The following is a 23,977-nucleotide window of genomic DNA, read 5'->3' as shown; positions in this document are numbered from 1 at the left end:
AATGGCACCCCAATGCATCACAGATCGGGGCATTGAATTGCAACCCGCTGTGCAAACCCTTCAACCAGGGGGACTCGATTCAGTGCCCAGGGAATCACCGCTTTTGTCGAGTCGATCACGAACGCCGTGGCGGCGTGAGATCTGTCAGAGGGAACGGTCGGCGGACCTCGTCTCCAGGTCCGTCGCCATCGGACCGGACGGAGACTGCACCCGACGCCACAGGGCCTGGCACCACGCACCCAGCGCCTGCAACGGCAAGCGCTGCTCGATGCGGGCCATGCGCTCGCGGCGCAGGCGGGCCAGTTCACGGTCGGTTTCCCATTGACGGCGGTGGATCTCGTCGAACACCGCCAGCGCGTCGATCTCGCGCTGGCGCCGTTGTTCGGCGGTGGCCGGCTCTGGCCTGTGCACGGCGCCCGACAGCGCAAGCAGATTGACCGCACATTTCGCGGCCATCCGCGCCTGCAATCGGTAGTCCAGTGCGCCGCTCTCGTCCCGGAGCGCGGGCAGGAGCAGCTCTGCGCACTCGGTGCGCAGCAGGGTCACGGCCAGCCGGGTGTATTCGCCCCAGCGCAGGTGGCGTGCCAGTTCCCCGCGGTACCAGGTCGCGTTCCGGGAAAGGCCCGCCTCGCCGTCCAGCACCGACGACAGCTGGCCGTGCTCCCGGTAGACCGCCGGCCGAGGCGGCACGGTCGGCCGTCCCTCAGGGGTGCGCGCTTCCATGCAGACCATGTCCTCCAGCGTGTTGCTGGTGAGGAAGGCGGTGGTCAGCGCCAGGAAGTCGCTCGCCCAGACATGCTCTGCGTCGAGGAACACCGTGAACATGCCCTGGCAGCGCACCAGACCGGCACGCAGTGCAGCGGCACGCCCGGCCACGTCCTCGGGCAGCACCTGGATGCGCCGGTCCCGCCGTGCCCAGGCCTCGGCCCAGGCGCGGGTGCCTGCCGATCCGGACAGCAGGAGCTGCCAGCGCGCCTCGGACTGCGCCAGCACGCCGCGCACGCACCGGTCCAACGCGGCCTCGCTGCCCAGCACCGGCAGCACAATCGACACCAGAATCTCTTGTTCCATATCATCCCCATGCGCGTTCAGCGCAGCCAATTGGTCTGGCCCGCTTGCAAGCAATTGTTAGCGCGAATCTGATAAAGCGAACCGGAATCCGTCACGCTCTGGCGATGGGGTTAATCGGTACCACGCAAAATCCCCGCGAACAGGTGCTCCGGCGAGATTTCAGCGGGAGAAAAAGCAGACAAAAGAATATGCCGGAGCCGCACCCCCATATTCAGGTGGTCGGTTATCTCCAATTCCTGCACAGGAGACCTGACAGGGTGCGCCCAGCGCAGCACGCCACCATCCGCTGGACCGCGGCAACCCCCGCAAACCGGGTGGAACATCGCCCCGGCCGCGGCAGAATGCAGCCCCATGAACGCCACCGCCCCCATCCCAGCCACAACCGGCACCCCCGAACATGAGGGACACGACGTCCTGCAGGCCTTGGCCCTTGGCGGCTCCTGGCGCCCCAGAACCTGGGTGCTCACGCTGGTCAGCGAACTCGGGTGGCGCAACCGGGACGGCAAGCGCTACACCGGGGAGCAGATGCGCGAAGCCATGGCATCCCTCGCCGCCGCTGGCTGGATCACGGAGCACCCCCACCGCAAGGGCCACTGGCGCGTGAACCCGGCGCACCACAGCGCAACCTACCTGGCCCTGCTACAGCGCAACGACCCGGACACCCTGCGCACGGCGCTGCTCGACGCCGAGAGCAGCCGCGGCGCGCAGCGGTTCGGCTCGGCGCACTGGTATTTCGACAACATGGAACTCGCCTGCGCCGTGACCCGGCTGGCGCTCTTCAGCGGCCAGGGCCCGGAGCAGCTGGAGCGGCTGCAGCTGGCCTGCCGCTGGGGCATGGAATGGGCGGACGTGGTGGACCGCGCCTTGCACGACGTGCTGGACGAAGCCCTCTTCGCCCGCCTGCACCCGCAGCTCCAGGTCGAATCGCTGCACGCCAATCTGACGCTGCTCAACCACCAGTGGCTCAACCCTGGTCACCTGCCCGTGCTGGCCATGACCGAGGCCCTGCGCCAGCGGGCCGAGACCGATCCCGTGCTGCAGACATTGGTACGGCGGACGGCGCTGCCCATCGTGCACGCCGAGCACCTGATGCTGACCGGGCGGCTAGACGACATGGCGCCCGCCCTGCAGGCGATGGTCGAGCCCTCGGGCCTGCCGGATGTCGACGACCACCTCCCGCTCTGGGAGACGATGCGCGACGCCTTCGAGGCGGTGCGGCTGTTCCGGCGCGGCGACTGGGCGGCCTGCCTCGCACACTTCGACAGCGTGCACGAGCGCCTGCGTCTGCTGTCCGGCAAGCGCAAGGGACTGCTGCCCTTGCCCATCGCCTGGGCCTATCCGCTGTCGCTGATGGCCCAAGGCACACCGGCGGCGCTGCAGAAGGCACTCAAGTTCTGCCTCGCCGAAGGGGGCAAGCGCCAGCCAGTGATGGATGCGTCCTGGGGCGTGTTCGCCCTGGCAATCCAGATGAAGCTGGGTGAGGCCCGGCGCGACCTGCAAGCCTTCACGCCGCACAGCAGCAGCAGCCACATCGACCAGCTCGACCTGAGCCGCTGGCTGGTGCGCGCCTGGCTGAAGGACCGCCCCGAAGCCGAGCCGCTGAATGCCCGTCACCTGGACGCCGCGCAAGCCCTGGGCGAGCACCTCAGCGGCATCGGCCTGCACGACCTGCGCGCCCTGCTGGACGGCGCGCTGGCCGTGCTCCAGGCCCGGCCGGCGCCCGCCAGCTTCTTTGTCCGGCCACCGGCGGCAGGCGAAGGCTGGCGCAGCGCCTTGTCCGCGCTGGCAGCCATCGCCGGCGGGGGCACGGGTGATGGCGCGGGCACCACCGTGGTCGCGGCCGAGACACGGCTGGTCTGGGTGCTGGCCATCAACGACTTCGGCGCACTCAACGACATCACGCCGATGGAGCAGAAGCGCGGCCTGCGCGGCTGGGGCAAGGCCAAGGAAGCCTCCCTGCTCAAGCTCAGCAAGAACGAGACGCTGCCGGTGCACGACGCTGTCGTCGCCCGCACCCTGCGGGTCAATGCACGCGACCGCAGCCTGCGCTTCGACCTGGCCGCCGCCGCGGTGGCACTGGTCGGCCATCCCCTGGTGGCCTTCGATGACACGCCGGATGTGGCCGTGGCGCTGACGGAGGCCTCCCCGGTGCTGGACGTGACCGACCTCGGCGACCGGCTGCGCGTAGCCCTGCAGCCGCCGCCGCGCTGGACCGACCCCAAAGCCGAGCGCCAGGAGCCGCAGCTCTGGATCACCAGCGCCGCCGACCAGAAGGAGGCCGACGCCCTGCGCGTGCTCACCATCCTGCGCGACGGGCCGCAGCACGCCCGGCTCATCCGGCTGAACGCCGCGCAGATGCGGGCAGCACAGCTCATCGGTGCCGGACTGGAGGTGCCGAAGGCGGCATCGGCGCAGCTGGAGGAGGTGCTGCGCAGCCTGGGCGCGCAGTTCCAGGTCCACAGCGACACCAGCGCCGCCGCCCGCGACGTGCCAGCCGAATCCCGCCTGCGCGCCGAACTCACGCCCGAGGGCGACGGCGTGGCGCTGCGGCTGGTGGTGATGCCCTTCGGAACGGACGGGCCGCGGCTCAATCCGGGCAGCGGCCGGGCGCGGATGATCGCCAAGGTGGGTGACGAGACGCTTGGCGTGCAGCGCGACCTCGCCGCCGAGCGCTCGCATCTGGAGATCACGGTGGACGCCTGCCCGATGCTGTCACCGCCGCTGACGGATGCGCCGGCCGCGTGGCTCATCGAGCAGCCAGACCAGGCGCTGGCGCTGCTGGAGCGGCTGCACACGCTCAACGCGGTGATCGCGCTCGACTGGCCCAAGGGCAAGGCGATCCGGGTCGACACCGCCGGCCTCGGGGCGCTGAAGGTCAACGTCAAGTCCGGCTCGGAATGGCTGGCCCTGCAAGGTGGCGTCCAGCTGAACGAGCAGCTCGTCGTCAGCCTGGGCCGGCTGCTGGACTGGAGCGCGAGCGAGAAGAGCCGCTTCATCCCGATGGGCGAAGGGCGTTATCTGGCGCTGACGGAGGAGCTGCGCAGCCGGCTCGACGAACTCGCCAGCGTCGCCGAAATCCACCGCACCGACGCCGCCCGCGTGACGCCGGTGGCTGCGGCCTGGCTGGACACGACGCTCAAGGGCGCCGATCTGGACAGCGACAAGGCCTTCCGCGAGCGGATCGACCGGCTGGTGGAGGCGCAGCAGTTCGAGCCGGTGCTGCCGCGCACGCTGCAGGCCACGCTGCGGCCGTACCAGGAGGAAGGCTACCAATGGGCGATGCGGCTGGCCGAGACGGGGCTGGGCGCCGTGCTCGCCGACGACATGGGGCTGGGCAAGACGCTGCAGGCGCTGGCGGTGCTGCTGGCGCGGGCGGCGGGCGGGCCGGCGCTGGTGGTCGCGCCGACCTCGCTGATCGGCAACTGGCAGGCCGAGGCGCGGCGGTTCGCGCCGTCGCTGCGGCTGCTGCCGTATGCGCAAGGCGATGCGCAGGGGGACCGGGATGCGCTGCTGGCCGAGCTGGGGGCGGGTGATGTGGTGCTCGTGTCCTACCAGTTGCAGCAGCTCAACGGCGCGGCCTTCGCGGCGCAGCAGTGGCACACGCTGGTGCTCGACGAGGCGCAGGCGATCAAGAACGCCACCGCCAAGCGCAGCCAGGCGGTGCATGAGCTGGGCGCGGATTTCCGGCTCGCGCTGTCGGGCACGCCGATCGAGAACCGGCTGTCGGAGCTGTGGTCGATCATGCGGGTGTGCAACCCGGGGCTGCTCGGCACGATGGGCACGTTCAACCTGCGCTTCGCGGTGCCGATCGAGCGCGACCGGCATCGGGGGGCGCAGCGCACGCTGCGCAAGCTGATCGCGCCGTTCATCCTGCGCCGCACCAAGGCGCAGGTGCTCGACGACCTGCCGCCGCGCACCGAGCTGACGATGCTGGTGGACACCGACGCGACCGAACACGCGCATTACGAGGCGCTGCGCCGGCAGGCCCTGCGCGACGCCGAGAAGGCGATGGAAGACGACAAGCCAGGGCAGTCGCACCTGAACATCCTTGCGCAGCTCACCAAGCTGCGGCGGGCGGCGTGTGACCCGCGGCTGGTGACGCCGGAGATCAAGCTGGTCGGCGCCAAGGTGAAGGCGTTCGGCGAGCTGGCAGCCGAACTCGCCGCCAACGGCCACAAGGCGCTGGTGTTCAGCCAGTTCGTCGATTTCCTGGGGCTGCTGAAGGAGCCGCTGGACGCCGCCGGGCTGCGCTACCAGTACCTCGATGGTTCCACGCCGTCACTGGAGCGCACGAAGCGGGTCGCTGCGTTCCAGGGTGGCGAGGGCGACTTCTTCCTGATCAGTCTGAAGGCCGGCGGCTTCGGGCTGAACCTGACGGTGGCGGACTATGTGGTGATCGCCGACCCGTGGTGGAACCCGGCGGCCGAAGACCAGGCGTCCGGCCGCGCCCACCGCATCGGGCAGCAGCGGCCGGTGACCGTCTACCGGCTGGTGCGGGCGGGGACGCTGGAGGAGAAGATCGTGGCGCTGCACCAGGACAAACGGGAGCTGGCGGACAGCGTTCTTGAAGGCAGTGAAGTCGCGGGGGTGTTGCGGGCGGAGGAGCTGATGGCGTTGATGCAGGGCGATCAGTAGAAGCGGAGGCTCGGCATGGGAACACTTGACGAACAGGACATTGCGGCTTGGGCGCTGGAGCGATGCCACGCGGTGATCGAGCAGATGGGGCAGGAACTGGCGAAGCTGCACGAGCAGGTCAGTGCGCTGCTGGACAAGAAGCTGAACTCACGCAACTCGCCGAAGCCACCGTCGTCGGACGGACCGGGGTCCGGCGGCAACCGGGCACGGCGCCGGGCCAGTGGTCGGGCACCAGGTGTTCGACGTGCCGGCGCAGGTGCAAGCCGAGGTGCAGGAGTACCGGAAGGCTTTGGGCGCCTCTACAGAGGTGGGAACGGCCACGGCCGGTCGACGTGACAGGCCTTGAGCAGGCTCAGCGCGCCTTCCCGGCGCGCACGCCGTCTCGCCAGCCCCGCCGCCCCGCAAGAGACGGTCGATCGATATTATCGATATTGAATAACTTGCCTAAATTACCTACACTTGGCGCATGGACGCCGTCAAGAACCCCTTTGCCCCTGGCGCCGGATCTCCGCCGCCGGAACTCGCTGGTCGCGATGACCTGCGAGAAACCGTTCGCGTCGCTGTAGAGCGCACGCGGGCGGGCAAGTCCGCGCGCAGCGTGCTGATGGTCGGCTTGCGCGGCGTAGGCAAGACGGTGCTGCTTGACCGCATGCGTGACGACGCGGAGGCCTCGGGCGTGCATACCATCCGCATTGAAGCCCCCGAGGATCGCTCGCTGCCCGCCTTGCTGGCGCCGCAGTTGCGCGTGGCGTTGCTGCGGCTGAGCAAGCTGGCGCATGCCAAGGACTTGGCCGTGCGAAGCCTGCGCGCCCTGGCGGGTTTTGCCAAGGCCCTGAAGGTCACCTACGGCGACATCGAGGTCGGTCTGGACTACGAAGGCGAGCCCGGTCTGGCCGACAACGGCGACCTGGAGCACGACCTGCAGGAACTGCTGGAAAGCGCCGGCGCGGCGGCCAAGGCGGCCGGCACGGCCCTGGTGATCTTCGTCGACGAACTTCAGTACGTGCCCGAACCCCAGTTGGCGGCCCTCATCACCGCGATGCACCGCTGCGCCCAGCGACAGGTTCCCGTGCTCCTCGTGGGTGCCGGTCTGCCTCAATTGCGCGGGCGCATGGGCAATGCCAAGTCCTACGCCGAACGCCTGTTCACGTTTCCCGAGATTGGCCCGCTCAGCGCGGACGCAGCGGTGCGTGCCATCACCAGGCCCATCGAAGCGGAGGGCGCTGAAATCACCGTCGGCGCCGTCGAGCGGATCTTGGCCGACACCCGCTGCTATCCCTACTTCCTCCAGGAATGGGGCCAACGGAGTTGGGAAGTCGCTGTCGAGTCGCCCATCAAGGCCGATGACGTCGAGCAGGCGACGACGACGGCCGTGGCGGCGCTCGACGAGAGCTTCTTCCGAGTTCGCTTCGATCGGCTGACGCCCCAGGAGAAGCGCTACCTGCGCGCCATGGCCGAACTGGGTCCCGGTCCCCATCGATCCGGGGCCATCGCCGAGTGTCTCAAGCGTGAAGTCAGTTCGCTGGGCCCCGTTCGCAGCGCGCTGATTGGCAAAGGCATGATCTGGAGCCCCAGCCACGGTGACACCGCGTTCACGGTACCGTTGTTCGATGAGTTCATGCGGCGGATCATGCCCGGCGAAGATTGGCGAACCTGAGTGCAGGTGGCCGCTCGGTGGCCACATGCCCGACGGGAGAACGCAACGGCCTGCGTGCCGGCTCGTTCCTGTCGCTGACGTAGCACAGCGAGATCGCCCGGAGATCAGCCGCTCACCCCCTACTACACTTGCCCCATGAGCCCCGCCGCCCCCGCGCTGCCCCGCAAGAAGCTGCCCGTCGGCATCCAGACCCTGGCCAAGTTGCGCGACCAGGACTGCTACTACGTGGACAAGTCGGGTTTGGCGATCGACCTGATCGAGTCGGGTTCGTACTTCTTCCTGAGCCGTCCCCGGCGCTTCGGCAAGAGCCTGCTGGTGGACACGTTCAAGGAACTCTTCGAGGGCAACCGCGCGCTGTTCGAGGGTCTGGCCGCCGAAACGCGCTGGGACTGGTCGCATCGCCATCCGGTCGTCCGCATCAGTTTTGCTGGCGGCGGGCTGGGGAGCGCGGAGCGCCTGGAGCAGCGCATCTTCGAGATCCTGGACGAGAACGAAAAGCGCCTGGGGGTGCAGTGCCAGCACCAGAGCGTTTCTGGCCGGTTCAGTGAGCTGATCCAGCGCACGCGCGAGCGCCATGGCGCCACCGTGGTCGTGCTGGTGGACGAATATGACAAGCCCATCCTCGACCACCTCCATGACCGCCCCCTGGCTGCCCAGATGCGCGAGGGCGTCAAGGCGCTGTACGAGAGCCTGAAGTACGTCGACGAGCACCTGAAGTTCGTGTTCCTGACGGGCGTGTCCAAGTTCAGCAAGGTCAGCATCTTCTCGGGCCTGAACCAGCTGGTCGATATCACGCTGGACCCGCGCTGGAGCGCGCTGTGCGGCTACACCGACGCGGACATCGACACCGTCTTCGCCCCGGAGCTGCCGGGGCTGGACCGCGATGAGGTTCGCCGCTGGTACAACGGCTACAACTGGCGCGGCACCAGTGTCTACAACCCCTTCGACGTGCTGCGGCTGTTCGACCGGCGCGAGTTCCACCCCTACTGGTTCGAGACGGGCACGCCCACCTTCCTGGTCAACCTGCTGGCCGAGCGTCGGATCTTCACCCCGGACCTGGGCCGCATCGTGGCCAGCGAGGCGCTGCTGTCCACCTTCGACGTGGACACCATGCAACCTGAGGCGCTGCTGTTCCAGGCCGGCTACCTGACCATCGACCAGGTGCATGCGATCCCGGGGCGCATGGAGTTCACGCTCAAGTACCCGAACCTGGAGGTGGAGGCCAGCCTCAACGACAGCCTGCTCAAGCGCTACATGGGGGATGCGGCCGCCTCCGAGGCGCAGATCAGCCGGCTGTGGCGGGTGCTGCAGGCCGGCGATGTGGCGGCCTTGCGGGAGCTGTTCCACGCCTTCTTCGCCAGCATCCCGAGCGACTGGTACCGCAACAACCCGATCGCGCAGTTCGAGGGCTACTGGGCCAGCGTGTTCTACAGCCACTTCGCCGCGCTGGGGCTGGACATCCGGGTGGAGGACACGACGAACAAGGGCCGGATCGACATGACGGTGCTGGCGGGCGGGGCGGTGTGGGTGTTCGAGTTCAAGGTGGTGGAGCTGGTCCCGCAGGGGAGAGCCTTGGCGCAGATCCGGGAGCGGGGCTATGCCGAGAAGTACCGCGGCCGGGGCGAGCCGGTCCACCTGATCGGCGTGGAGTTCAGCCGGGTGGATCGCAACATCGTGGGGTTCGAGGTCGAGACCCTCGCGGGGTGACCGTGACGCCCAACCGCCCACGCGGCCGTCCACGCGGCACGCAGAACCGGCTGCTGCACGAACACGCGGGGACGCGGCCGACCGGCACGGTCGAGCTGGCGACCAAACTGGCGGTGGTGCTGCCGGCGCTGCGCGCGCTGCCGGACTTCGTGCCGGCCCAGGGGGCACGGCGGGACACCTTGGCGCCGACCGCCGCCGCCACCACCACCGCCCCGTCCCTGGAGGACTGGCGCTCCGCGCAGTGCGGCGCCGCTGGCATCGAGGAAGATTTTTATGCGCAGGCCGAGTGGATCGACCTGTATGTGGAAGCGTTCGGCCATGCACCGCCAGCGCGGGCAGAGACCCTGCTGTCGCAGACACCCCTCGCCCTCTCGGCCACGGCACACACCCGCCTGAGCGAGTCCGCTCACCCCGAGGTGTCGTGGTCAAGTTTTTTCGGACAGTCCGATAGGTAAAAAGCGGGTTCAGGCGGACTGGCGCTCGAAGTCAGCCGGGGAGAGATAGCCCAGGGTGGAGTGCAGGCGCACAGGGTTAGCGCTGTGCGCGGTGGCCGCTGGCGCCGAGCAGGCCCAGCCGAGTTGGCGCTACTACATCAGCTCCGAGGTGCTCGACGCCAATTTGTGCAGACCTTCCCTAAAGCGGCTCACAGGGATTCAGCATTCCCACTTTGTAGCGACCGGGTCATGGCTTGGCCGATTCGAGTGGCTTCGGTAGCATCGTTCAACGTAAGTGGTGAAGGGCGCTCACCTCGGCAAGCCGCGACGAAGGCGTCCATTTCCAGCCGGAAGGCATCGCCAAAGCGCGCGAAGAAGTCGGGCAGCGCGCGGTGGCCCACACCGTAGGCGTTGCGGTACTGCACACGGCTGAGGTGCGCGCCCACGCCCACCTGCAGCGTGCCAGTGGTACCGATCACCTCTGTGGTGGTTTCGTGGCCGTGCGGCATGGTGCGGCTGGCGTAAAACACCGCGCGTTGCCCGCCCTCGAACTCGACAATGGCCATGCCGTTGTCCACGTCGCCACATGCGGCCAGGCCGGGGTGCAGTGCGATGGTGCCGCTGGCGAACACGCGCGTGGCCTTGGGGTTGCCCAGCATCCAGCGCGCCAGATCAATGTCATGCACGCTGCAGTCCATGAAGATGCCGCCCGACGACTCGGCAAAGCGAACAAAGAAGCCCGATTCGTCGTTCTGGTCGCAGGTCTGCGAGCGCACCAGGAAAGGTTTGCCCAGGTCACCGCGGTCGATGGCGGCCTTGGCCTCTGCGTAGCTGGGGTCAAAGCGGCGCACGAAGCCAACCATGGCGACCAAGCCGTGGTGCTCCTTCGCGACGGCCTCGACCGCTTCACAGGTGGCCACATCCAGCGACAGCGGCTTTTCGACGAACACGTGTTTGCCGGCGCGCAGGCAGGCGGTTGTCTGGTCGGCATGCAGCGTGGTGGGCGTCACCAGCACAATGGCGTGAATGTCCGGGTCGGCCAGCATGGCGTCCAGCGTGTCGTGGCAGCGGGTCACGCCCAGTTCGCTGCGGGCCCAGTCGAGTTCGGCGGCCACGGGGCTGCAGGCGGCGAGGAGGCGGGCGCCGGGGGTGTTGCGGGCGAGTTGTTCGGCGTGGCGTTTGCCCAGCCGGCCGAGGCCGGCGATGCCGACGTTGAGGAGGTGGGAAGCCATGTGTATTGCGCAGAAAAGAGGGGAAGGAAAAGGCGTTGGCCTCACAGGCTGGAGACGTTGACCAGCCCGGAAGAGGCCTTGCGCCAGGCCCATGGTGGAGGTGAGGACGCGGAAGCCGAAGGTGGCGTTGTCTTTGACGACCAGGGCGATGTCGGCCTTGCGGGCCTGCCGGTTTCGGCGGGGGCTCAGAGCGCCACGGTCTGGCCGGTCTTGGCCGACTGGGTGGCGGCTTCGGCCACGGCCAGGGCGTTCACGCCGTCGTCCAGCGTGACCGGCAGCGCGGTCTGGTTCTGGATCGCGTTGACGAAGGCGTTCCACTCGGCTTCGTAGGCGCGCATGTAGCGCTCCAGGAAGAAGAACTCCGGCTTGGCGCTGGTGGCGCCGTCGGTGGTGATCTTGGTGAGCGTGTTTTCCAGTACGTTGCCCGCTTGCAGCAGGCCGGTGGCGCCCAGCAGCTCGATGCGCTGGTCGTAGCCGTAGACGGCGCGGCGGCTGTTCTTGATGACGGCCAGGCGGCCGTCGGCGAAGTGCAGCGTGATGACGGCGGTGTCCACATCACCGGCGGCGCCAATGGCCGGATCCACGATGCTGGTGCCCACGGCGGTGACGGCCTGGGGCGTGGCGCCGTAGAGCCAGCAGGCCATGTCGAAGTCGTGGATCGCCATGTCGCGGAACAGACCGCCGGACACCTTGACGTAGGCCACGGGCGGTGGCGACGGGTCGAACGAGGTGATGGACAGCAGCTCGCCCTTGCCGATGGCGCCAGCATCGAACTGCGCCTTGAGGGCGGCGAAGTTGGGGTCGAAGCGGCGGTTGAAGCCGATCATGACCGGGCGGCCGTTCTTGGCGGCGGCGACTTGGCAGGCGCGGGCGCGGGCCAGGCTCAGGTCCACCGGCTTCTCGCACAGCACCGCCTTGCCGGCCGCGGTGGCGGCTTCGATCAGGTCGGAGTGGGTGTCGGTCGAGGTTGCGATCAGCACCGCGTCGATGGACGGGTCGGCAATGATGTCCTGCGAGCTGCGGGCCTGGGCGCCGTAGACCTGGGCCAGCGTCTGGGCGGCGGGCTCGTTCACGTCCGACACGGCCACCAGGCGGCTGTGTGCGTTGGCCGTGATGCTCTTGGCGTGGACGTTACCGATGCGACCTGCGCCGAGCAATCCGATGTTCAACATGTGTGTGTCTCCAGTGAGGGACATAAAAAAACGGGTTGCAATAAATTCAAACGGTGAAAGCACTTCGGAACGCGGCCAGGGCAGCCTCGGCGTCGCCGGACGCAAAAGCCTCCATGCCCACCGGGCCGCGATAGCCCATGGCCTGCAAGGCGCGCGCGATATTGCCGTAGTGCATTTCGCCAGTGCCGGGCTCGCACCGTCCAGGGTTGTCGGCCACCTGCACCTCGCCGATCCAGGGCAGGCAGGCCTGGGTCCAGCGGATCACGTCGCCTTCGCCGATCTGTGTGTGGTACAGGTCGAGGTTGATGCGCAGCTGCGGACGGTTCACCGCCGACACCAGCGACAACACGGCGGCAGTCGAGCCGAAGGGGCAACCGGGGTGGTCGAGCGGGTTGAGGTTTTCCAGCGTGAAGGTCACGCCTTCTTTTTCCGCCATGTCGCAGAGGCGGTGCAAGGTGTCGCGCGCCCGCTGTTCCATGCCCGGCGAGAACGCGGCCAGTTGCTGGATCGGCAGGCCGAAGTCGCCCAGGCCAGTGCCGTGCAGGTTCAGGCGGGCCACGCCCAGGCGCTTGCCCACCTGGGCCGTCTCATGCGCCGACTTCAGCAGCATGTCGGCGCCTTCCGGGTCGGCCAGTCGGCCCTGCAGGTAGCCGTTCATGATGGTGAAGCTGGCGCCCGAACGCTCCAGGTCGTTCAGATCGTGGTCGGGCCAGTTCCACAGCCCGACGCCGAAGCCGAGTTCGGTCAGGCGCCGGACACGCCAGCCCATGGGTTGGTCGCGCCACAGCATTTCGGCACAGGCCGCGAGTTGGAAGGGTTGGGTCATGGGTTCAGCAGCTTCGGATGATTTGGAAAAAATATTCTGGATTTGGCGAAATGTGATCCCGCTGCACCCGTCTGGCGCTGCCTGCGCTGGCCCATCAAGTCGCTGTCACCCTCAAAAAATCAGCGCCAAAGAAGGCAGAGCCACGGAACACGGTCGCTACTGTGCCGTTTGTAGAAATTATTTTGCACTGGTGTAAACCACAAGAAAATAATTTCCAAATCGAACCTAAGATTTGGCACCGATCCAGTCCGTCAGTGGGCAGACAACGCTGGCGACGCTCGGTCCTGGGTAGGCGATCTGCCTTTTGTCGGTTTGCATCATTTCTTCCATCCAAGAGGAGCATTCATGAAAGTTTGCAACAGCACCCTGAAGGCCGTTGTGGCGGCCGTCGCACTCGTTGGCGCTGCGGCGCAGGCCCAGACCATCGCGGTGGTGACCCACGGTCAGGCCAACGATGCATTCTGGTCGGTGGTCAAAAATGGCGTGGAGGCCGCAGCCAAGGACTCTGGCGTCAAGGTCAACTACCGCGCACCCGAAACCTTCGACATGGTGGCCATGAGCCGCCTGATCGATGCCGCCGTGAACCAGAAGCCGGCCGGCCTGGTGGTCTCGGTGCCCGATGCCACGGCGCTGGGTGCCGCCATCGAGCGCGCCGTCAAGGCCGGTGTGCCGGTCATCACCATCAACTCGGGCCAGGAAGCGTCCAAGAAGCTGGGCGCCCTGCTGCACGTGGGCCAGTCCGAATACGACGCGGGCAAATCTGCCGGCGAAAAGCTCAAGGGCATGGGCGGCAAGAACGGCATCTGCGTGAACCAGGAAGTGGGCAACGTGTCGCTGGACCTGCGCTGCAAGGGCTTTGCCGACGGCTTCGGCGGCAAGTCCAAGGTGGTGCCGACGGGCAACGAACCGGCGGAAGTGCGCGCCAAGGTCAAGGCCGCGCTGGATTCGGACACCTCAGTGGACACCATCATGGCGCTGGGTGCTGCCACGGCAGGTGAACCCGCTCTGGCCGCCGCCAAGGCGACCGGTCGTCTGGCCAGCATTCGTGTCGCGACGTTCGATATGTCGCCGGGTTTCCTGAAGGCTCTGGTGGCCAAGGAAGCCGCCTTCGCGATCGACCAGCAGCAGTTCTTGCAGGGCTACCTGTCGGTGAACTTCCTGGCGCTGCACGCCAAGTTCGGTCTGATGCCCGGCGGCAACGTGCCCTCGGGCCCGAACCTGATCACGGCCGACAAGGCGGCCCAGGTGATCGACCTCTCCGCCAAGGGCATCCGGTAATCAGACCTGGTGAGGAAGGCGGGCCCATCACCGGATGGCCCGCCCGTTCACGTCAAGGTCGTTGTTTGGCACTTCGCCTGCACCGCGCAGGGCACCTCGGACTGGATCGACGATGACATCAAATACCGCGGCGCTAGCTGACGACCGCCTCAAACCCGTTTCTGCCTTCACCCGCCTCATGCGCCGCCCCGAGCTGGGCGCTCTGGCCGGACTGATCGTCGTGTGCCTGTTCTTCGCGTTCACGGCCGATCCCGTCATGTTCAGCCTGGCGGGCTTCATCAACTTCATGACACCCGCCGCGCAGCTGGGCATCCTGGCGCTGGGCGCCGCGCTGCTCATGATCGGCGGCGAGTTCGACCTGTCCATCGGCTCCATGGTGGCCTTCGCCGGTCTGGTGTTCGGCGCGGCACTCACGGTGCTGCAACTGCCGCTGGGGCTGGCGGTGCTGCTGACCATCGGCGTCGGCGTGGCGCTGGGCTGGGTCAATGCGCAGATCGTGCTGCGCACCGGACTGCCCAGTTTCATCGTGACGCTGGCCTTCCTGTTCATCCTGCGCGGCCTGAGCCTGGTCGGTCTGAAGTGGGCCACCGGCGGTTCGACCCAGATGCGCGGCATCGACGAAGTGGTCGCGGGCCACACCTTTGTCAGCCTGTTCAGCGGCAACACGCTGGAAGGCCTGTTCGCCTGGATGGCCAAAGCCGGCTGGATCGCTTCGTTCGACAACGGCCTGCCCACGGTGTCGGGGCTGCCGGTGGAAATCGTCTGGTTTGTCGTGCTCACCCTGATCGCCACCTGGGTGCTGCTGCGCACGCCGGTGGGCAACTGGATCTTTGCCGCCGGGGGCGACCCCAAGGCCGCCATCAACTCGGGCGTGCCGGTGAAGAAGGTCAAGATCAGCCTGTTCATGCTGGCTGCTGGCTGCGCGGCGCTGGTGGCCATCATCACGGTGCTCAGCAGCGGCTCCACCGACGCGCGCCGCGGTTTCCAGAAGGAGTTCGAGGCCATCATCGCGGCCGTCATCGGCGGCTGCCTGCTCACGGGCGGTTACGGCTCGGCCATCGGCGCGTTTCTCGGCTCCATCATCTTCGGCATCGTGATGATCGGCCTGACCTACACCAACATCGACCAGGACTGGTACCTGGTGTTCCTGGGCGGCATGCTGCTCGTGGCCGTTCTGTTCAACAACGTCATTCGCAAGCGCGTGACGGGGGAGCGTTGAGATGACCCAACACACCGACAACCTGCTCGAAATGCGTGGCATCGAAAAGCACTTCGGCAACGTCATCGCCCTCTCGGGTGTGTCGTTCGACGTGCGGGCCGGTGAATGCCACTGCCTGCTGGGCGACAACGGCGCCGGCAAATCCACCTTCATCAAGACCATGTCCGGCGTGCACCTGCCCAGCGTCGGCGAGATGCGGGTCCAGGGCAAGCCGGTGAAGTTCACCAGCCCGCGCGAAGCCATGGCGGCGGGCATCGCCACCGTGTTCCAGGACCTGGCCATGATCCCGCTGATGTCGGTGACCCGCAACTTCTGGATGGGCCGCGAACCCACCCTGGGCTGGGGTCCGTTCAAGCGCTTCGACATCGACAAGGCCAACGCCGTGACCATGGAGCAGATGCACAAGATGGGCATCCGCCTGCGCGAGCCGGACCAGGCCGTGGGCACCCTCTCAGGTGGCGAACGCCAGACGGTGGCCATCGCCCGCGCGGTGTATTTCGGCGCCAAGGTGCTGATCCTGGACGAGCCCACCTCGGCCCTGGGTGTGCGCCAGACCGCCAACGTGCTCGCCACCATCGACCGCGTGCGCAAGCAGGGCATCGGCGTGGTGTTCATCACCCACAACGTGCGCCACGCCCTGGCCGTGGGCGACCGCTTCACGGTGCTCAACCGTGGCAAGACCCTGGGCACCGCCGAGCGCGGTGCGATCAAGGCCGAAGAGCTGCAGGACCTGATGGCCGGCGGGCAGGAAATGGCGAGCCTGGAAGGTTCGCTCGGAGGGACGGTATGAATGTCCATCAAGCGCTGAAAGCGGCGGGAGACCGCCCGCACGACCTGGCCTGCCTGGGCCGGCTGGCGGTCGATCTCTACGCCCAGCAGTTCGGCAGCCGCCTCGAAGACGCGCGCAGCTTTTCCATGTACCTGGGCGGCAGCTCGGCCAACCTGGCCTTCGGCGTGGCGCGCCTGGGCTGCAAGAGCGCCATGATCTCCCGTGTCGGCGACGAGCAGATGGGCCGCTTCCTGCTGGAGCGTCTGCAGGCCGAGGGCTGCGACACCAGCCAGGTGCAGATCGACAAGGACCGCCTCACGGCCCAGGTGCTGCTGGGCCTGAAGGACCGCGACACCTTCCCGCTGCTGTTCATGCGCGAGAACTGTGCTGACATGGCACTGGACGCCGCCGCCATCGACGAAGGCTTCATCGCCCAGTGCCGCGCGCTGGCCATCACCGGCACCCACCTCTCGACCGACGGCACCCGCGCCGCCGCGCACAAGGCGCTGCAAGCCGCGCGCCGCCATGGCACCGTGACCGTGCTGGACATCGACTACCGCCCGGTGCTGTGGGGCCTGACCGGCCGCGGCGCCGGTGAAAACCGTTTTGTGGACGACGCAGGCGTGACGCGCCAGCTGCAGCAGAGCCTGCCGCTGTTCGATCTGCTGGTGGGCACGGAAGAAGAGTTCTTCATCGCCGGTGGCGTGGCCGGTGACCTCATCGCCAGCCTGTGTGCGGTGCGCGCGCTCTGCCCGAAGGCCACGCTGGTGGTCAAGCGCGGCGCGCTGGGCTGCTGCGTAATCGAGGGCGCCGTGCCGGACGACATCGACACCGCGCCGACCTACCGTGGCGAGCGTGTGGAAGTGCTCAACGTGCTGGGCGCGGGCGACGCCTTCCTCTCCGGTCTGATGGCCAGCCTGCTACAGGGCAAGGACTGGGCCGAGGCCACCAAGGTGGCCAATGCCTGCGGCGCCATCGTGGTCTCGCGCCACGCCTGTTCCGCCGCCATGCCCACGCCGGCCGAACTGGCCCACTGGTTCGGCGGCAACCGCAATCCGAAAGTAGACGCCAACGAACAGCTGGCCCACCTGCACCGTGTGACGGCCGCGCGCCCGGGCTGGGAAGACCTGTGCGTGATGGCCTTTGACCACCGCAGCCAGTTCTACGACATCGCCCGCGCCGCCGGCGCCAGCGATGCGAAAGTGCCTGCGCTCAAGCAACTGCTGGTCAAGGCCGCGGAGCAGGTCGAGCGCAGCCGCCGCTTGCAGGGCCACATGGGCGTGCTGATCGACGGCGGCGATTACGGCCGCGACGCACTGGCCAGCGCCACCGGCCGCGGCTGGTGGGTGGGCCGCCCGGTGGAGCTGCCCGGCTCACGCCCGCTGCGCTTCGACGGCACACGCTCCATCGGTAGCGCGCTGATCCACTGGCCAACCGAGCAGGTCGTCAAGTGTCTCGTGCATTACCACCCGGACGATCATTTCGAGCTGCGCCTGGAACAGGAACAGACCGTGCTGGAGCTGTGGGAAGCCACGCGCACATCCGGCAACGAGTTGCTGCTGGAAATCATCCCGCCCAAACACATGACGCCCGAGGGCACCGCCGACGCCGCCGTGCTGCGCGCGGTCAAGCGCTTCTACAACCTGGGCGTCAAGCCCGAGTGGTGGAAACTGGCGCCCATGCAGCAGCAGGGTTGGCGCGACCTCGCAGCACTGGTCAGCGAGCGGGATCGTCACTGCCGCGGCGCCGTGATCCTGGGCCTGAACCAGCCGCTGGACTTCCTTGCGGCCAGCTTCGCCAACGCCACCAACCCCATCGTCAAAGGCTTCATGGTCGGGCGTACCCTCTGGGCCGATGCGTCCCTGAAATGGTTCAAGGGCGAGATCGACGACGCGGCGTTCGTCGACGAAGTGGCCCGCAACTTCGCGGTGCTGGTGGATGCCTGGAGAAACCGCCACTCCGCCCAACGCGCCGCTGCCTAAACGTTTTGACAGACCCATGAAAACCCAACGACTCACGATGGCGCAGGCCCTGGTCCAGCACCTGGCCGCCCTGCGCGTGGAAGTGGCGCACCTCGACGGCCACACCACCGTCGAGCCCTATTGCGGCGGTGTGTTCACCATATTCGGTCACGGCAACGTGGCCGGCATGGGCGAGGCGCTGGCCCAGGAGCGCCACCGCCTGCCCACGCTGCGCGCCCACAACGAACAGACCATGGCGCACGCCGCCATCGCCTACAGCAAGGCGCAGTTCCGCCAGCGCATCATGGCCGTGTCCACCAGCATCGGCCCGGGCGCGACCAACATGGTCACGGCCGCCGCGGTGGCGCACGTCAACCGCCTGCCAGTGCTGCTGCTGCCCGGTGACGTCTTCGCCAACCGCCGCCCCGACCCGGTGCTGCAGCAGATCGAAAGCTTCGGCCAGGGCGACGTCAGCGCCAGCGACTGCTTCCGCCCGGTCACGCGCTACTTCGACCGCCTCACCCGCCCCGAGCACATCCTGACCGCGCTGCCGCGTGCGATCCAGACGATGACGGACCCGGCGAACTGCGGCCCGGCCTGCCTCTCGCTGCCGCAGGATGTGCAGGCCATGGCCTTTGACTGCCCCGAAGATTTTCTGAACCCTGGCGTGCTGCGCTTTCGCCGCCCACCTGCCGACGAACGCGAATTGGCCAACGCCGTCGCGCTGCTGCGTACCGCCAAGCGCCCGCTCATCGTGGCCGGTGGCGGTGTGCTCTACAGCCAGGCCTGGGCCGCGCTGCGCGCCTTCGTCGAGGCACACGGCGTGCCCGTGGTCGAGTCGCACGGCGGCAAGAGCAGCCTGCCCTGGGAGCACCCGCTCAACCTCGGCGCCATTGGCGTCGACGGCGTGTCCTGGGCCAACGAGATGGCGCGCGAGGCCGACGTGGTGTTCGCTGTCGGCACGCGCCTGCAGGACTTCACCACGGGTTCGCACGCCCTGTTCCCGCAGGCGAAATTGCTGAGCCTGAACGTGCAGCCCTACGATGCCGGCAAGTGGAGCGGCGCGGCCCTGGTGGCCGACGCCCGCGTGGGCCTGGGTCAGCTCGACAGTGGTCTGATCGGCTGGGCCGCCGACACCGCGTGGACGGCGCGTGCCAAGCAGCAGGCCACCGCCGCCAACGCCCGCATCACCGAGCTGACGACCAACGTGCCCAGGGACATGCTGCCCTACGACGCCGAAGTCATCGGCGCGGTGCGCGACTCGGCGCTGGAGCTGGGCCTGGACAGTGGCACCAAGGATGTGGCGCTGTGTGCCGCCGGCACACTGCCGGCCGAGTTGCACAAGCTCTGGCGCGCCAGCCTGCCGGGCAACTACCACATGGAGTACGGCTACTCCTGCATGGGCTACGAGGTGGCTGGCGGCCTGGGCGTGAAGATGGCCCGCCCCGAGCAGGAGTCCATCGTGCTGGTGGGCGACGGCTCCTACATGATGGCCAACTCCGAGCTGGCGACCTCGGTCCTGCTGGGCCAGAAGATCATCGTGGTGATCCTGGACAACCGCGGCTTCGGCTGCATCCAGCGCCTGCAGACGGCGGTGGGCAGCCCCGCGTTCAACAACCTGCTGGACGACTGTGTGCCCGACGGTGGCGAGCGCAGCACCATCGACTTCGCCATGCACGCCCGCGCCATGGGTGCCGACGCGGTGCATGTGAAAGACATCGCCGAACTCAAGGTCGCCATGGTCAAGGCCCGGCAGGCGAAACGCACGCAGGTCATCGTGATCGACACCACCCACACCCGCACCACCGACGGCGGCTGCTGGTGGGAAGTCGCGATCCCCGAGGTGTCGCTGCGCGCAGAGGTGCGCGAGGCGCACGCGAACTACATCCAGGGCCAGGCGCAACAGCGCGTCTGAGCCAACGCTTTTTGACATCACCTTTCTCTGAGAGACACCCCATGAGCTGGAACGTCCGCATTGGCATCAACCCCCTGTCGTGGATGAACGACGACCTGCCGTCCCTGGGCGGCGAAACCCCGCTGGAAACCGCGCTGAAGGAAGGCAAGGAAATCGGCTACGAAGGCTTCGAGCTGGGCAACAAGTTCCCCAAGGACGGCCCGGGCCTGAAGGCCAAGCTCGACGAGTTCGGCCTGGCCTGCGTGTCGGGCTGGTATTCCGGTTTCCTGGCCGAGCTGGAGCCGGGCCAGACCAATGAAACCGCCGTGGCCGCCGAAATCGAGCGCTGCAAGGCCCACATGAGCAAGCTGCAGTTCAACGGCGCGCGCGTCGTGGTCTACGGTGAATGCGCCGGCACCGTGCAGGGCCAGATGGACACACCTGTCTCCAAGCGCCCGCAGTTCGCCAACGAGGCACTGTGGCACGCCTACGCCGAGCGCCTGAACGCCTTCGGCGAGCACCTGCTCAAGACCTACGGCCTCCAGCTGGCCTACCACCACCACATGGGCGCCTATGTCGAATCGCCAGCCGATGTGGACAAGCTCATGGCCCTGACCGACCCGGCCAAGGTCTTCCTGCTGTTCGACACCGGCCATGCCTACTTCGGTGGCGCGGTCACGCCGGTCGATCTGCTGAAGAAACACGTCCAGCGCGTGGTGCATGTGCACTGCAAGGACGTGCGCACCCCCGTGATCGCCCAGGCCCGCAACGACGGCTGGAGCTTCCTGCACGGCGTGATCAACGGCACCTTCACCGTACCTGGCGACGGCAGCATTGACTACGCCTCCGTGCTCAAGACACTGAAGGACAACGGCTACGAAGGCTGGCTGGTGGTCGAAGCCGAGCAGGATCCGGCCGTGGCACCGAGCTACCAGTACGCCCAGAAAGGTTACAAGACCCTGCGTGGTCTGGTCGATGCGCTGAGCTGAACGCAAGGAGTCCGAAATGGTCAGTCCATTGCTTGCCAAAGCCGCGCCCACCGGGCGCGAGATCGTCAACGTCACACCCGAACGCGCGGGCTGGACGCATGTGGGCTTTCGTGCCCTGCGCCTGGCGGCTGGTGAGTCGGACGCCGTGGAAACTGGCGATCGCGAACTGTGCCTGGTGGTGCTCACCGGCACGGTGGACATCACCATCGACGGTGAAACCCACGCCAGTCTGGGCACGCGCAACAGCGTGTTCGACGAGGTGTCGCCGGCCGCGGTGTATGTGCCGTCGGGCAAGGTGGTGCACATCCGCGCGGTGCGCGCCGCCGAGGTGGCGCTGTGCAGCGCACCAGCCGATGGACGCAACCGCAAGGTCAGTGTGCTGGAGTCTTCGAAGATGAAGCGCAGCGTGCGCGGCAAGGGCACGAACACGCGCTATGTCTGCGACATCCTGCCGCACGACGACCCGACCGCCGCGCATTTGCTGGTGGTGGAGGTGATGACGCCGGCCAGCCATTCGAGCAGCTACCCGCCGCACAAACACGACCAGGAAGCGCCGCCCGGCGAAACCCTGCTGGAAGAAACCTACTACCACCGCATCAACCCGCCGCAGGGCTTTGCCTTTCAGCGCGTCTACACCGACGACCGCAGCCTCGACGAGGCCTGCGCGGTAGAAGACCATGACGTGGTGATGGTGCCGCGCGGCTACCATCCGGTGGTGGCGCTGCATGGCTACGACCTGTATTACTTGAATGTGATGGCGGGGCCGAACCGGTTTTGGGTCTTCAAGAACGACCCGGTACACGAGTGGATGTTGAAGTGAGCGGCTAGTGTCGTGTCACAGCTGACTTGACGGTGATTACTGTTGGCGAAGCTGCACTGCCAGGGCCCTGGAAGCGACAAGAATGGAGGGATGGAAAAGTACAGCGTGACACTGAGTGCCGAAGAGGCCGAACAACTGCAGGCGCTGGTCGCCAAGGGCACACACGCGGCGGCCAAGGTGGTCAACGCGCTGATCCTGCTGAACTGCGACGAGTCGCAGGCCCGGGGCCGGCGACGCAGCAGCCAGGAGATCGCCGAGGTGCTGCAGGTCAGCCCGCGCAAGATCGACCGGATCAAGCGGTGTTTTGTGGAGGACGGGCTGGACGCCGCGCTCAATGGTCGGCCAGTGCAACGCGAGTACGCGCACAAGATCGACGGCGAGGTGGAGGCGCACCTGGTCGCGCTGAGCTGCTCGGCACCGCCGAGCGGGCACGCGCGCTGGTCGCTGCGGTTGCTGGCCGATCAGGCGGTGGAGCTGGAACTGGTGGAAGCCGTCTCGCACGAGACGGTGCGGCGGGTGCTGAAAAAAACGAACTCAAGCCGTGGCGCAAGGTGGGCTGGGTGATCGCGCCGGAAGCCAGCGCGGAGTTCGTGGCCAGCATGGAGCGGGTGCTGGATGTGTACAAGCGGCCCCTGGACGCTCGGCGTCCGGTGGTGTGCATGGACGAGACGCCGCGGCAACTCATCGGCCAGACCCGCGAGCCGATACCGGCCGCGCCTGGTCAGCCCGAACGCGAGGACTACGAGTACCGGCGTCTGGGCACCTGCAACGTCTTCATGGCCTGCGAGCCGCTGGCAGGCACGCGCATGACGCAGGTCACCGAGCGCAGGACCAAGCGCGACTGGGCGTTGTTCGTCGAGTCCATCGCCGCTCGCTATTGCGAGGCCGAGCGCATCACGCTGGTCATGGACAACCTCAACACCCACACCCCGGCGGCGCTGTACGAGACGTTCCCGCCGGCCAAGGCCAAGGCGCTGTGGGACCGCTTCGAGTTCGTCCACACACCCAAGCACGGGAGCTGGCTCAACATGGCCGAGATCGAGATCAACGTGATGGTGCGGCAGTGCCTGAGGCGGCGCATCGCCGACATCGAGACCGTGCGCCGCGAGGTCGCTGCCTGGCAGGCCCATCGCGATCAGCTCAAGGCCACGATCGACTGGCAGTTCACCACTGACACCGCTCGGGTCAAGCTCAAGCGGCTCTATCCGTCAATCGAGGTGTGACACGACACTAGTGTTGCGTCAACGATCCACTGTCGCACCCCAAGTGCCGTCATCCTCGCGAATGCGAGGATCTACGCCCGCCAAAGACGGTCATGTCCCTGCGTGGGTGCCCGCTTTCGCGGGCATGACGGTGATGTGTTCGCGCAGGCTGTCCGTCAAGTCAGCTGTGACACGACACTAGTGTTGCGTCAAGGGTCGGTTGCCGGTGCGCGGATCGTGATGTCTGCTGACCCCGAAGGCCCCCCTCCCGACCTCCCTACGTGACGGCTCGACGCTGGGCGTTGAAATTCGGCACTGCCATTGCCCGGCGCATTCGCTCGAACGCGCCAGCGTGCGGCGACAAGTGGCATCTCGACGAGTCAGCGGCGGCCTAGCACCGAGGCCCGGTCGTCGCATCCCGACCAAGTCCTCGACTTCGGCGCTTGCGATCGGCACCAATAATTCGTATGATAAACGTCATGCGAAAGACACCAGCCAACACCCGTGCCGCTGCCAAAGAGGAGTCCCACGAACGCATCGTGCGGGCCGCAGCACGCGCCATCCGGCGCAGCGGCTACGACGGCACCGGTGTCGCCGACATCATGAAGGAGGCGGGCCTGACGCATGGCGCCTTCTACGCGCACTTCAAATCCCGCGAGGCCATGCTCGCCGAAGCGGCAGACCGCGCAGGTGCTGAATCCAACGCCTTCGCGGCTAGTGTCCTTGCAGCGGCGCCGCCGGAGCAATCGTTGCGCGCGTTGATGCATGCCTACCTGTCAGAGGAGCATCTCGTGAGCATCGAGACGGGCTGCCCGGTGTCTGCGCTGGGCTCCGAGATGCCACGGCAAGCACCGGAGGTCCGCCGCGCGGCCACGAACCGCATCAAGGAAATGATTGATCTGGTGGCCCGCCAATCGCCAGACTGGGGACAGCCCGCCGCACATGAGCGCGCGCTGGTGACCGTCGCCGCCATGGTGGGCACCTTGATGATGGCCCGCGCCGTCGACGACCCGGCGTTGTCGCAGTCTTTGCGCCACGCCGTGCTGAACCACTTCGCCCCGGCCGACAAGTAACGTCGCTCGGCCCTTTTTTTTTGACTTTTCATATGACG

Annotated in this window: 18 protein-coding genes; 14 read left to right on the top strand and 4 right to left on the bottom strand. The window is 67.3% G+C overall.

The annotated features are described in order from the left end of the window. Window positions 1-144: 144 nt before the first annotated feature. Window positions 145-1,071 carry a glycosyltransferase family A protein gene (locus U5O44_RS19945; RefSeq protein ID WP_322590135.1) on the bottom strand — a complete coding sequence of 309 codons (927 nt, stop codon included), beginning with the start codon at window positions 1,069-1,071 and terminating at the stop codon, window positions 145-147. Window positions 1,072-1,422: 351 nt separating this feature from the next. On the opposite strand from U5O44_RS19945, the gene U5O44_RS19940 reads away from it, so the two are divergent. The 5 genes from U5O44_RS19940 to U5O44_RS19920 all read left to right on the top strand — a co-directional run bounded on the left by U5O44_RS19940 (window position 1,423) and on the right by U5O44_RS19920 (window position 9,525). Then, entirely contained in the window at window positions 1,423-5,706 is a 4,284-nt protein-coding gene (locus U5O44_RS19940; protein ID WP_322590134.1) for a DEAD/DEAH box helicase, read from the top strand. A gap of 15 nt (window positions 5,707-5,721) precedes the next feature. After that, complete coding sequence (locus U5O44_RS19935) at window positions 5,722-6,042, top strand: DUF6444 domain-containing protein (protein ID WP_322590133.1); 321 nt, start codon at window positions 5,722-5,724, stop codon at window positions 6,040-6,042. A 130-nt stretch (window positions 6,043-6,172) separates the two neighbouring features. After that, window positions 6,173-7,363: an ATP-binding protein gene (locus tag U5O44_RS19930; protein ID WP_322590132.1), complete on the top strand. Its 1,191-nt coding sequence runs from the start codon at window positions 6,173-6,175 to the stop codon at window positions 7,361-7,363. 135 nt (window positions 7,364-7,498) lie between these two features. After that, on the top strand, window positions 7,499-9,070 hold the full coding sequence (locus U5O44_RS19925) for an ATP-binding protein (RefSeq protein ID WP_322590131.1): 1,572 nt from the start codon (window positions 7,499-7,501) through the stop codon (window positions 9,068-9,070). 2 nt (window positions 9,071-9,072) lie between these two features. Next, window positions 9,073-9,525 (top strand): hypothetical protein, encoded by a 453-nt coding sequence (locus U5O44_RS19920; RefSeq protein ID WP_322590130.1) that lies wholly within the window; start codon window positions 9,073-9,075, stop codon window positions 9,523-9,525. 188 nt (window positions 9,526-9,713) lie between these two features. On the opposite strand, the gene U5O44_RS19915 is transcribed toward U5O44_RS19920, so the two are convergent. The 3 genes from U5O44_RS19915 to U5O44_RS19905 all read right to left on the bottom strand — a co-directional run bounded on the left by U5O44_RS19915 (window position 9,714) and on the right by U5O44_RS19905 (window position 12,734). Further along, window positions 9,714-10,736 carry a Gfo/Idh/MocA family protein gene (locus tag U5O44_RS19915; RefSeq protein WP_322590129.1) on the bottom strand — a complete coding sequence of 341 codons (1,023 nt, stop codon included), beginning with the start codon at window positions 10,734-10,736 and terminating at the stop codon, window positions 9,714-9,716. 185 nt (window positions 10,737-10,921) lie between these two features. After that, window positions 10,922-11,908 (bottom strand): inositol 2-dehydrogenase, encoded by a 987-nt coding sequence (gene iolG, locus U5O44_RS19910; protein WP_322590128.1) that lies wholly within the window; start codon window positions 11,906-11,908, stop codon window positions 10,922-10,924. Between the two features lie 46 nt (window positions 11,909-11,954). Next, the gene (locus U5O44_RS19905; protein ID WP_322590127.1) at window positions 11,955-12,734 is read right to left on the bottom strand and encodes a TIM barrel protein; all 780 of its coding nucleotides are present in this window, start codon (window positions 12,732-12,734) and stop codon (window positions 11,955-11,957) included. 345 nt (window positions 12,735-13,079) lie between these two features. Between U5O44_RS19905 and U5O44_RS19900 the strand changes: the two genes are divergently transcribed. The 9 genes from U5O44_RS19900 (at window position 13,080) to U5O44_RS19860 (ending at window position 23,939) form a co-directional block, all read left to right on the top strand. Beyond that, window positions 13,080-14,012, top strand: coding sequence for a sugar ABC transporter substrate-binding protein (locus U5O44_RS19900; RefSeq protein ID WP_322590126.1), 933 nt, complete (start codon window positions 13,080-13,082; stop codon window positions 14,010-14,012). Between the two features lie 112 nt (window positions 14,013-14,124). After that, on the top strand, window positions 14,125-15,231 hold the full coding sequence (locus U5O44_RS19895; protein ID WP_322590125.1) for an ABC transporter permease: 1,107 nt from the start codon (window positions 14,125-14,127) through the stop codon (window positions 15,229-15,231). 1 nt (window position 15,232) lies between these two features. Continuing rightward, entirely contained in the window at window positions 15,233-16,021 is a 789-nt protein-coding gene (locus U5O44_RS19890) for an ATP-binding cassette domain-containing protein (RefSeq protein WP_322590124.1), read from the top strand. Continuing rightward, window positions 16,018-17,982, top strand: coding sequence for a bifunctional 5-dehydro-2-deoxygluconokinase/5-dehydro-2-deoxyphosphogluconate aldolase (locus U5O44_RS19885; RefSeq protein ID WP_322590123.1), 1,965 nt, complete (start codon window positions 16,018-16,020; stop codon window positions 17,980-17,982). Before U5O44_RS19890 ends, U5O44_RS19885 begins: the two co-directional genes overlap by 4 nt. 16 nt (window positions 17,983-17,998) lie before the next feature. Continuing rightward, window positions 17,999-19,876, top strand: coding sequence for a 3D-(3,5/4)-trihydroxycyclohexane-1,2-dione acylhydrolase (decyclizing) (iolD, locus tag U5O44_RS19880; RefSeq protein ID WP_322590122.1), 1,878 nt, complete (start codon window positions 17,999-18,001; stop codon window positions 19,874-19,876). A gap of 41 nt (window positions 19,877-19,917) precedes the next feature. Beyond that, window positions 19,918-20,844, top strand: coding sequence for a myo-inosose-2 dehydratase (gene iolE, locus U5O44_RS19875; RefSeq protein WP_322590121.1), 927 nt, complete (start codon window positions 19,918-19,920; stop codon window positions 20,842-20,844). 16 nt (window positions 20,845-20,860) lie between these two features. Next, window positions 20,861-21,664 (top strand): 5-deoxy-glucuronate isomerase, encoded by an 804-nt coding sequence (gene iolB, locus U5O44_RS19870; protein ID WP_322590120.1) that lies wholly within the window; start codon window positions 20,861-20,863, stop codon window positions 21,662-21,664. A 90-nt stretch (window positions 21,665-21,754) separates the two neighbouring features. After that, window positions 21,755-22,887, top strand: a protein-coding gene (locus tag U5O44_RS19865; protein ID WP_322590119.1) for an IS630 family transposase whose coding sequence is annotated in 2 segments (ribosomal slippage) — window positions 21,755-22,187 and window positions 22,187-22,887 — 1,134 coding nt in all. Because the reading frame shifts where the segments join, the coding sequence is not laid out codon by codon here. A 446-nt stretch (window positions 22,888-23,333) separates the two neighbouring features. Beyond that, window positions 23,334-23,939, top strand: a complete 606-nt coding sequence (locus tag U5O44_RS19860; RefSeq protein WP_322590537.1) for a TetR/AcrR family transcriptional regulator — start codon at window positions 23,334-23,336, stop codon at window positions 23,937-23,939. Window positions 23,940-23,977 lie beyond the last annotated feature (38 nt).

Source organism: Sphaerotilus sp. (genome assembly GCF_034519685.1).
In the GTDB taxonomy this organism is placed as follows: domain Bacteria; phylum Pseudomonadota; class Gammaproteobacteria; order Burkholderiales; family Burkholderiaceae_C; genus Sphaerotilus.
Note: the sequence above shows the minus strand (reverse complement) of the source record. Positions and strands in the feature narration are given on the sequence as shown.

What these genes read in the sequence shown, in the direction of transcription:
- U5O44_RS19935 (WP_322590133.1), top strand. Translation starts at nt 5,722, where the DNA reads ATGGGAACACTTGACGAACAGGACATTGCGGCTTGGGCGCTGGAGCGA.
- U5O44_RS19905 (WP_322590127.1), bottom strand. Translation starts at nt 12,734, where the DNA reads ATGACCCAACCCTTCCAACTCGCGGCCTGTGCCGAAATGCTGTGGCGC.
- U5O44_RS19900 (WP_322590126.1), top strand. Translation starts at nt 13,080, where the DNA reads ATGAAAGTTTGCAACAGCACCCTGAAGGCCGTTGTGGCGGCCGTCGCA.
- U5O44_RS19860 (WP_322590537.1), top strand. Translation starts at nt 23,334, where the DNA reads ATGATAAACGTCATGCGAAAGACACCAGCCAACACCCGTGCCGCTGCC.
- U5O44_RS19930 (WP_322590132.1), top strand. Translation starts at nt 6,173, where the DNA reads ATGGACGCCGTCAAGAACCCCTTTGCCCCTGGCGCCGGATCTCCGCCG.
- U5O44_RS19940 (WP_322590134.1), top strand. Translation starts at nt 1,423, where the DNA reads ATGAACGCCACCGCCCCCATCCCAGCCACAACCGGCACCCCCGAACAT.
- iolB (WP_322590120.1), top strand. Translation starts at nt 20,861, where the DNA reads ATGGTCAGTCCATTGCTTGCCAAAGCCGCGCCCACCGGGCGCGAGATC.
- iolD (WP_322590122.1), top strand. Translation starts at nt 17,999, where the DNA reads ATGAAAACCCAACGACTCACGATGGCGCAGGCCCTGGTCCAGCACCTG.
- U5O44_RS19915 (WP_322590129.1), bottom strand. Translation starts at nt 10,736, where the DNA reads ATGGCTTCCCACCTCCTCAACGTCGGCATCGCCGGCCTCGGCCGGCTG.
- U5O44_RS19925 (WP_322590131.1), top strand. Translation starts at nt 7,499, where the DNA reads ATGAGCCCCGCCGCCCCCGCGCTGCCCCGCAAGAAGCTGCCCGTCGGC.
- iolE (WP_322590121.1), top strand. Translation starts at nt 19,918, where the DNA reads ATGAGCTGGAACGTCCGCATTGGCATCAACCCCCTGTCGTGGATGAAC.
- U5O44_RS19945 (WP_322590135.1), bottom strand. Translation starts at nt 1,071, where the DNA reads ATGGAACAAGAGATTCTGGTGTCGATTGTGCTGCCGGTGCTGGGCAGC.
- U5O44_RS19895 (WP_322590125.1), top strand. Translation starts at nt 14,125, where the DNA reads ATGACATCAAATACCGCGGCGCTAGCTGACGACCGCCTCAAACCCGTT.
- U5O44_RS19885 (WP_322590123.1), top strand. Translation starts at nt 16,018, where the DNA reads ATGAATGTCCATCAAGCGCTGAAAGCGGCGGGAGACCGCCCGCACGAC.
- iolG (WP_322590128.1), bottom strand. Translation starts at nt 11,908, where the DNA reads ATGTTGAACATCGGATTGCTCGGCGCAGGTCGCATCGGTAACGTCCAC.
- U5O44_RS19890 (WP_322590124.1), top strand. Translation starts at nt 15,233, where the DNA reads ATGACCCAACACACCGACAACCTGCTCGAAATGCGTGGCATCGAAAAG.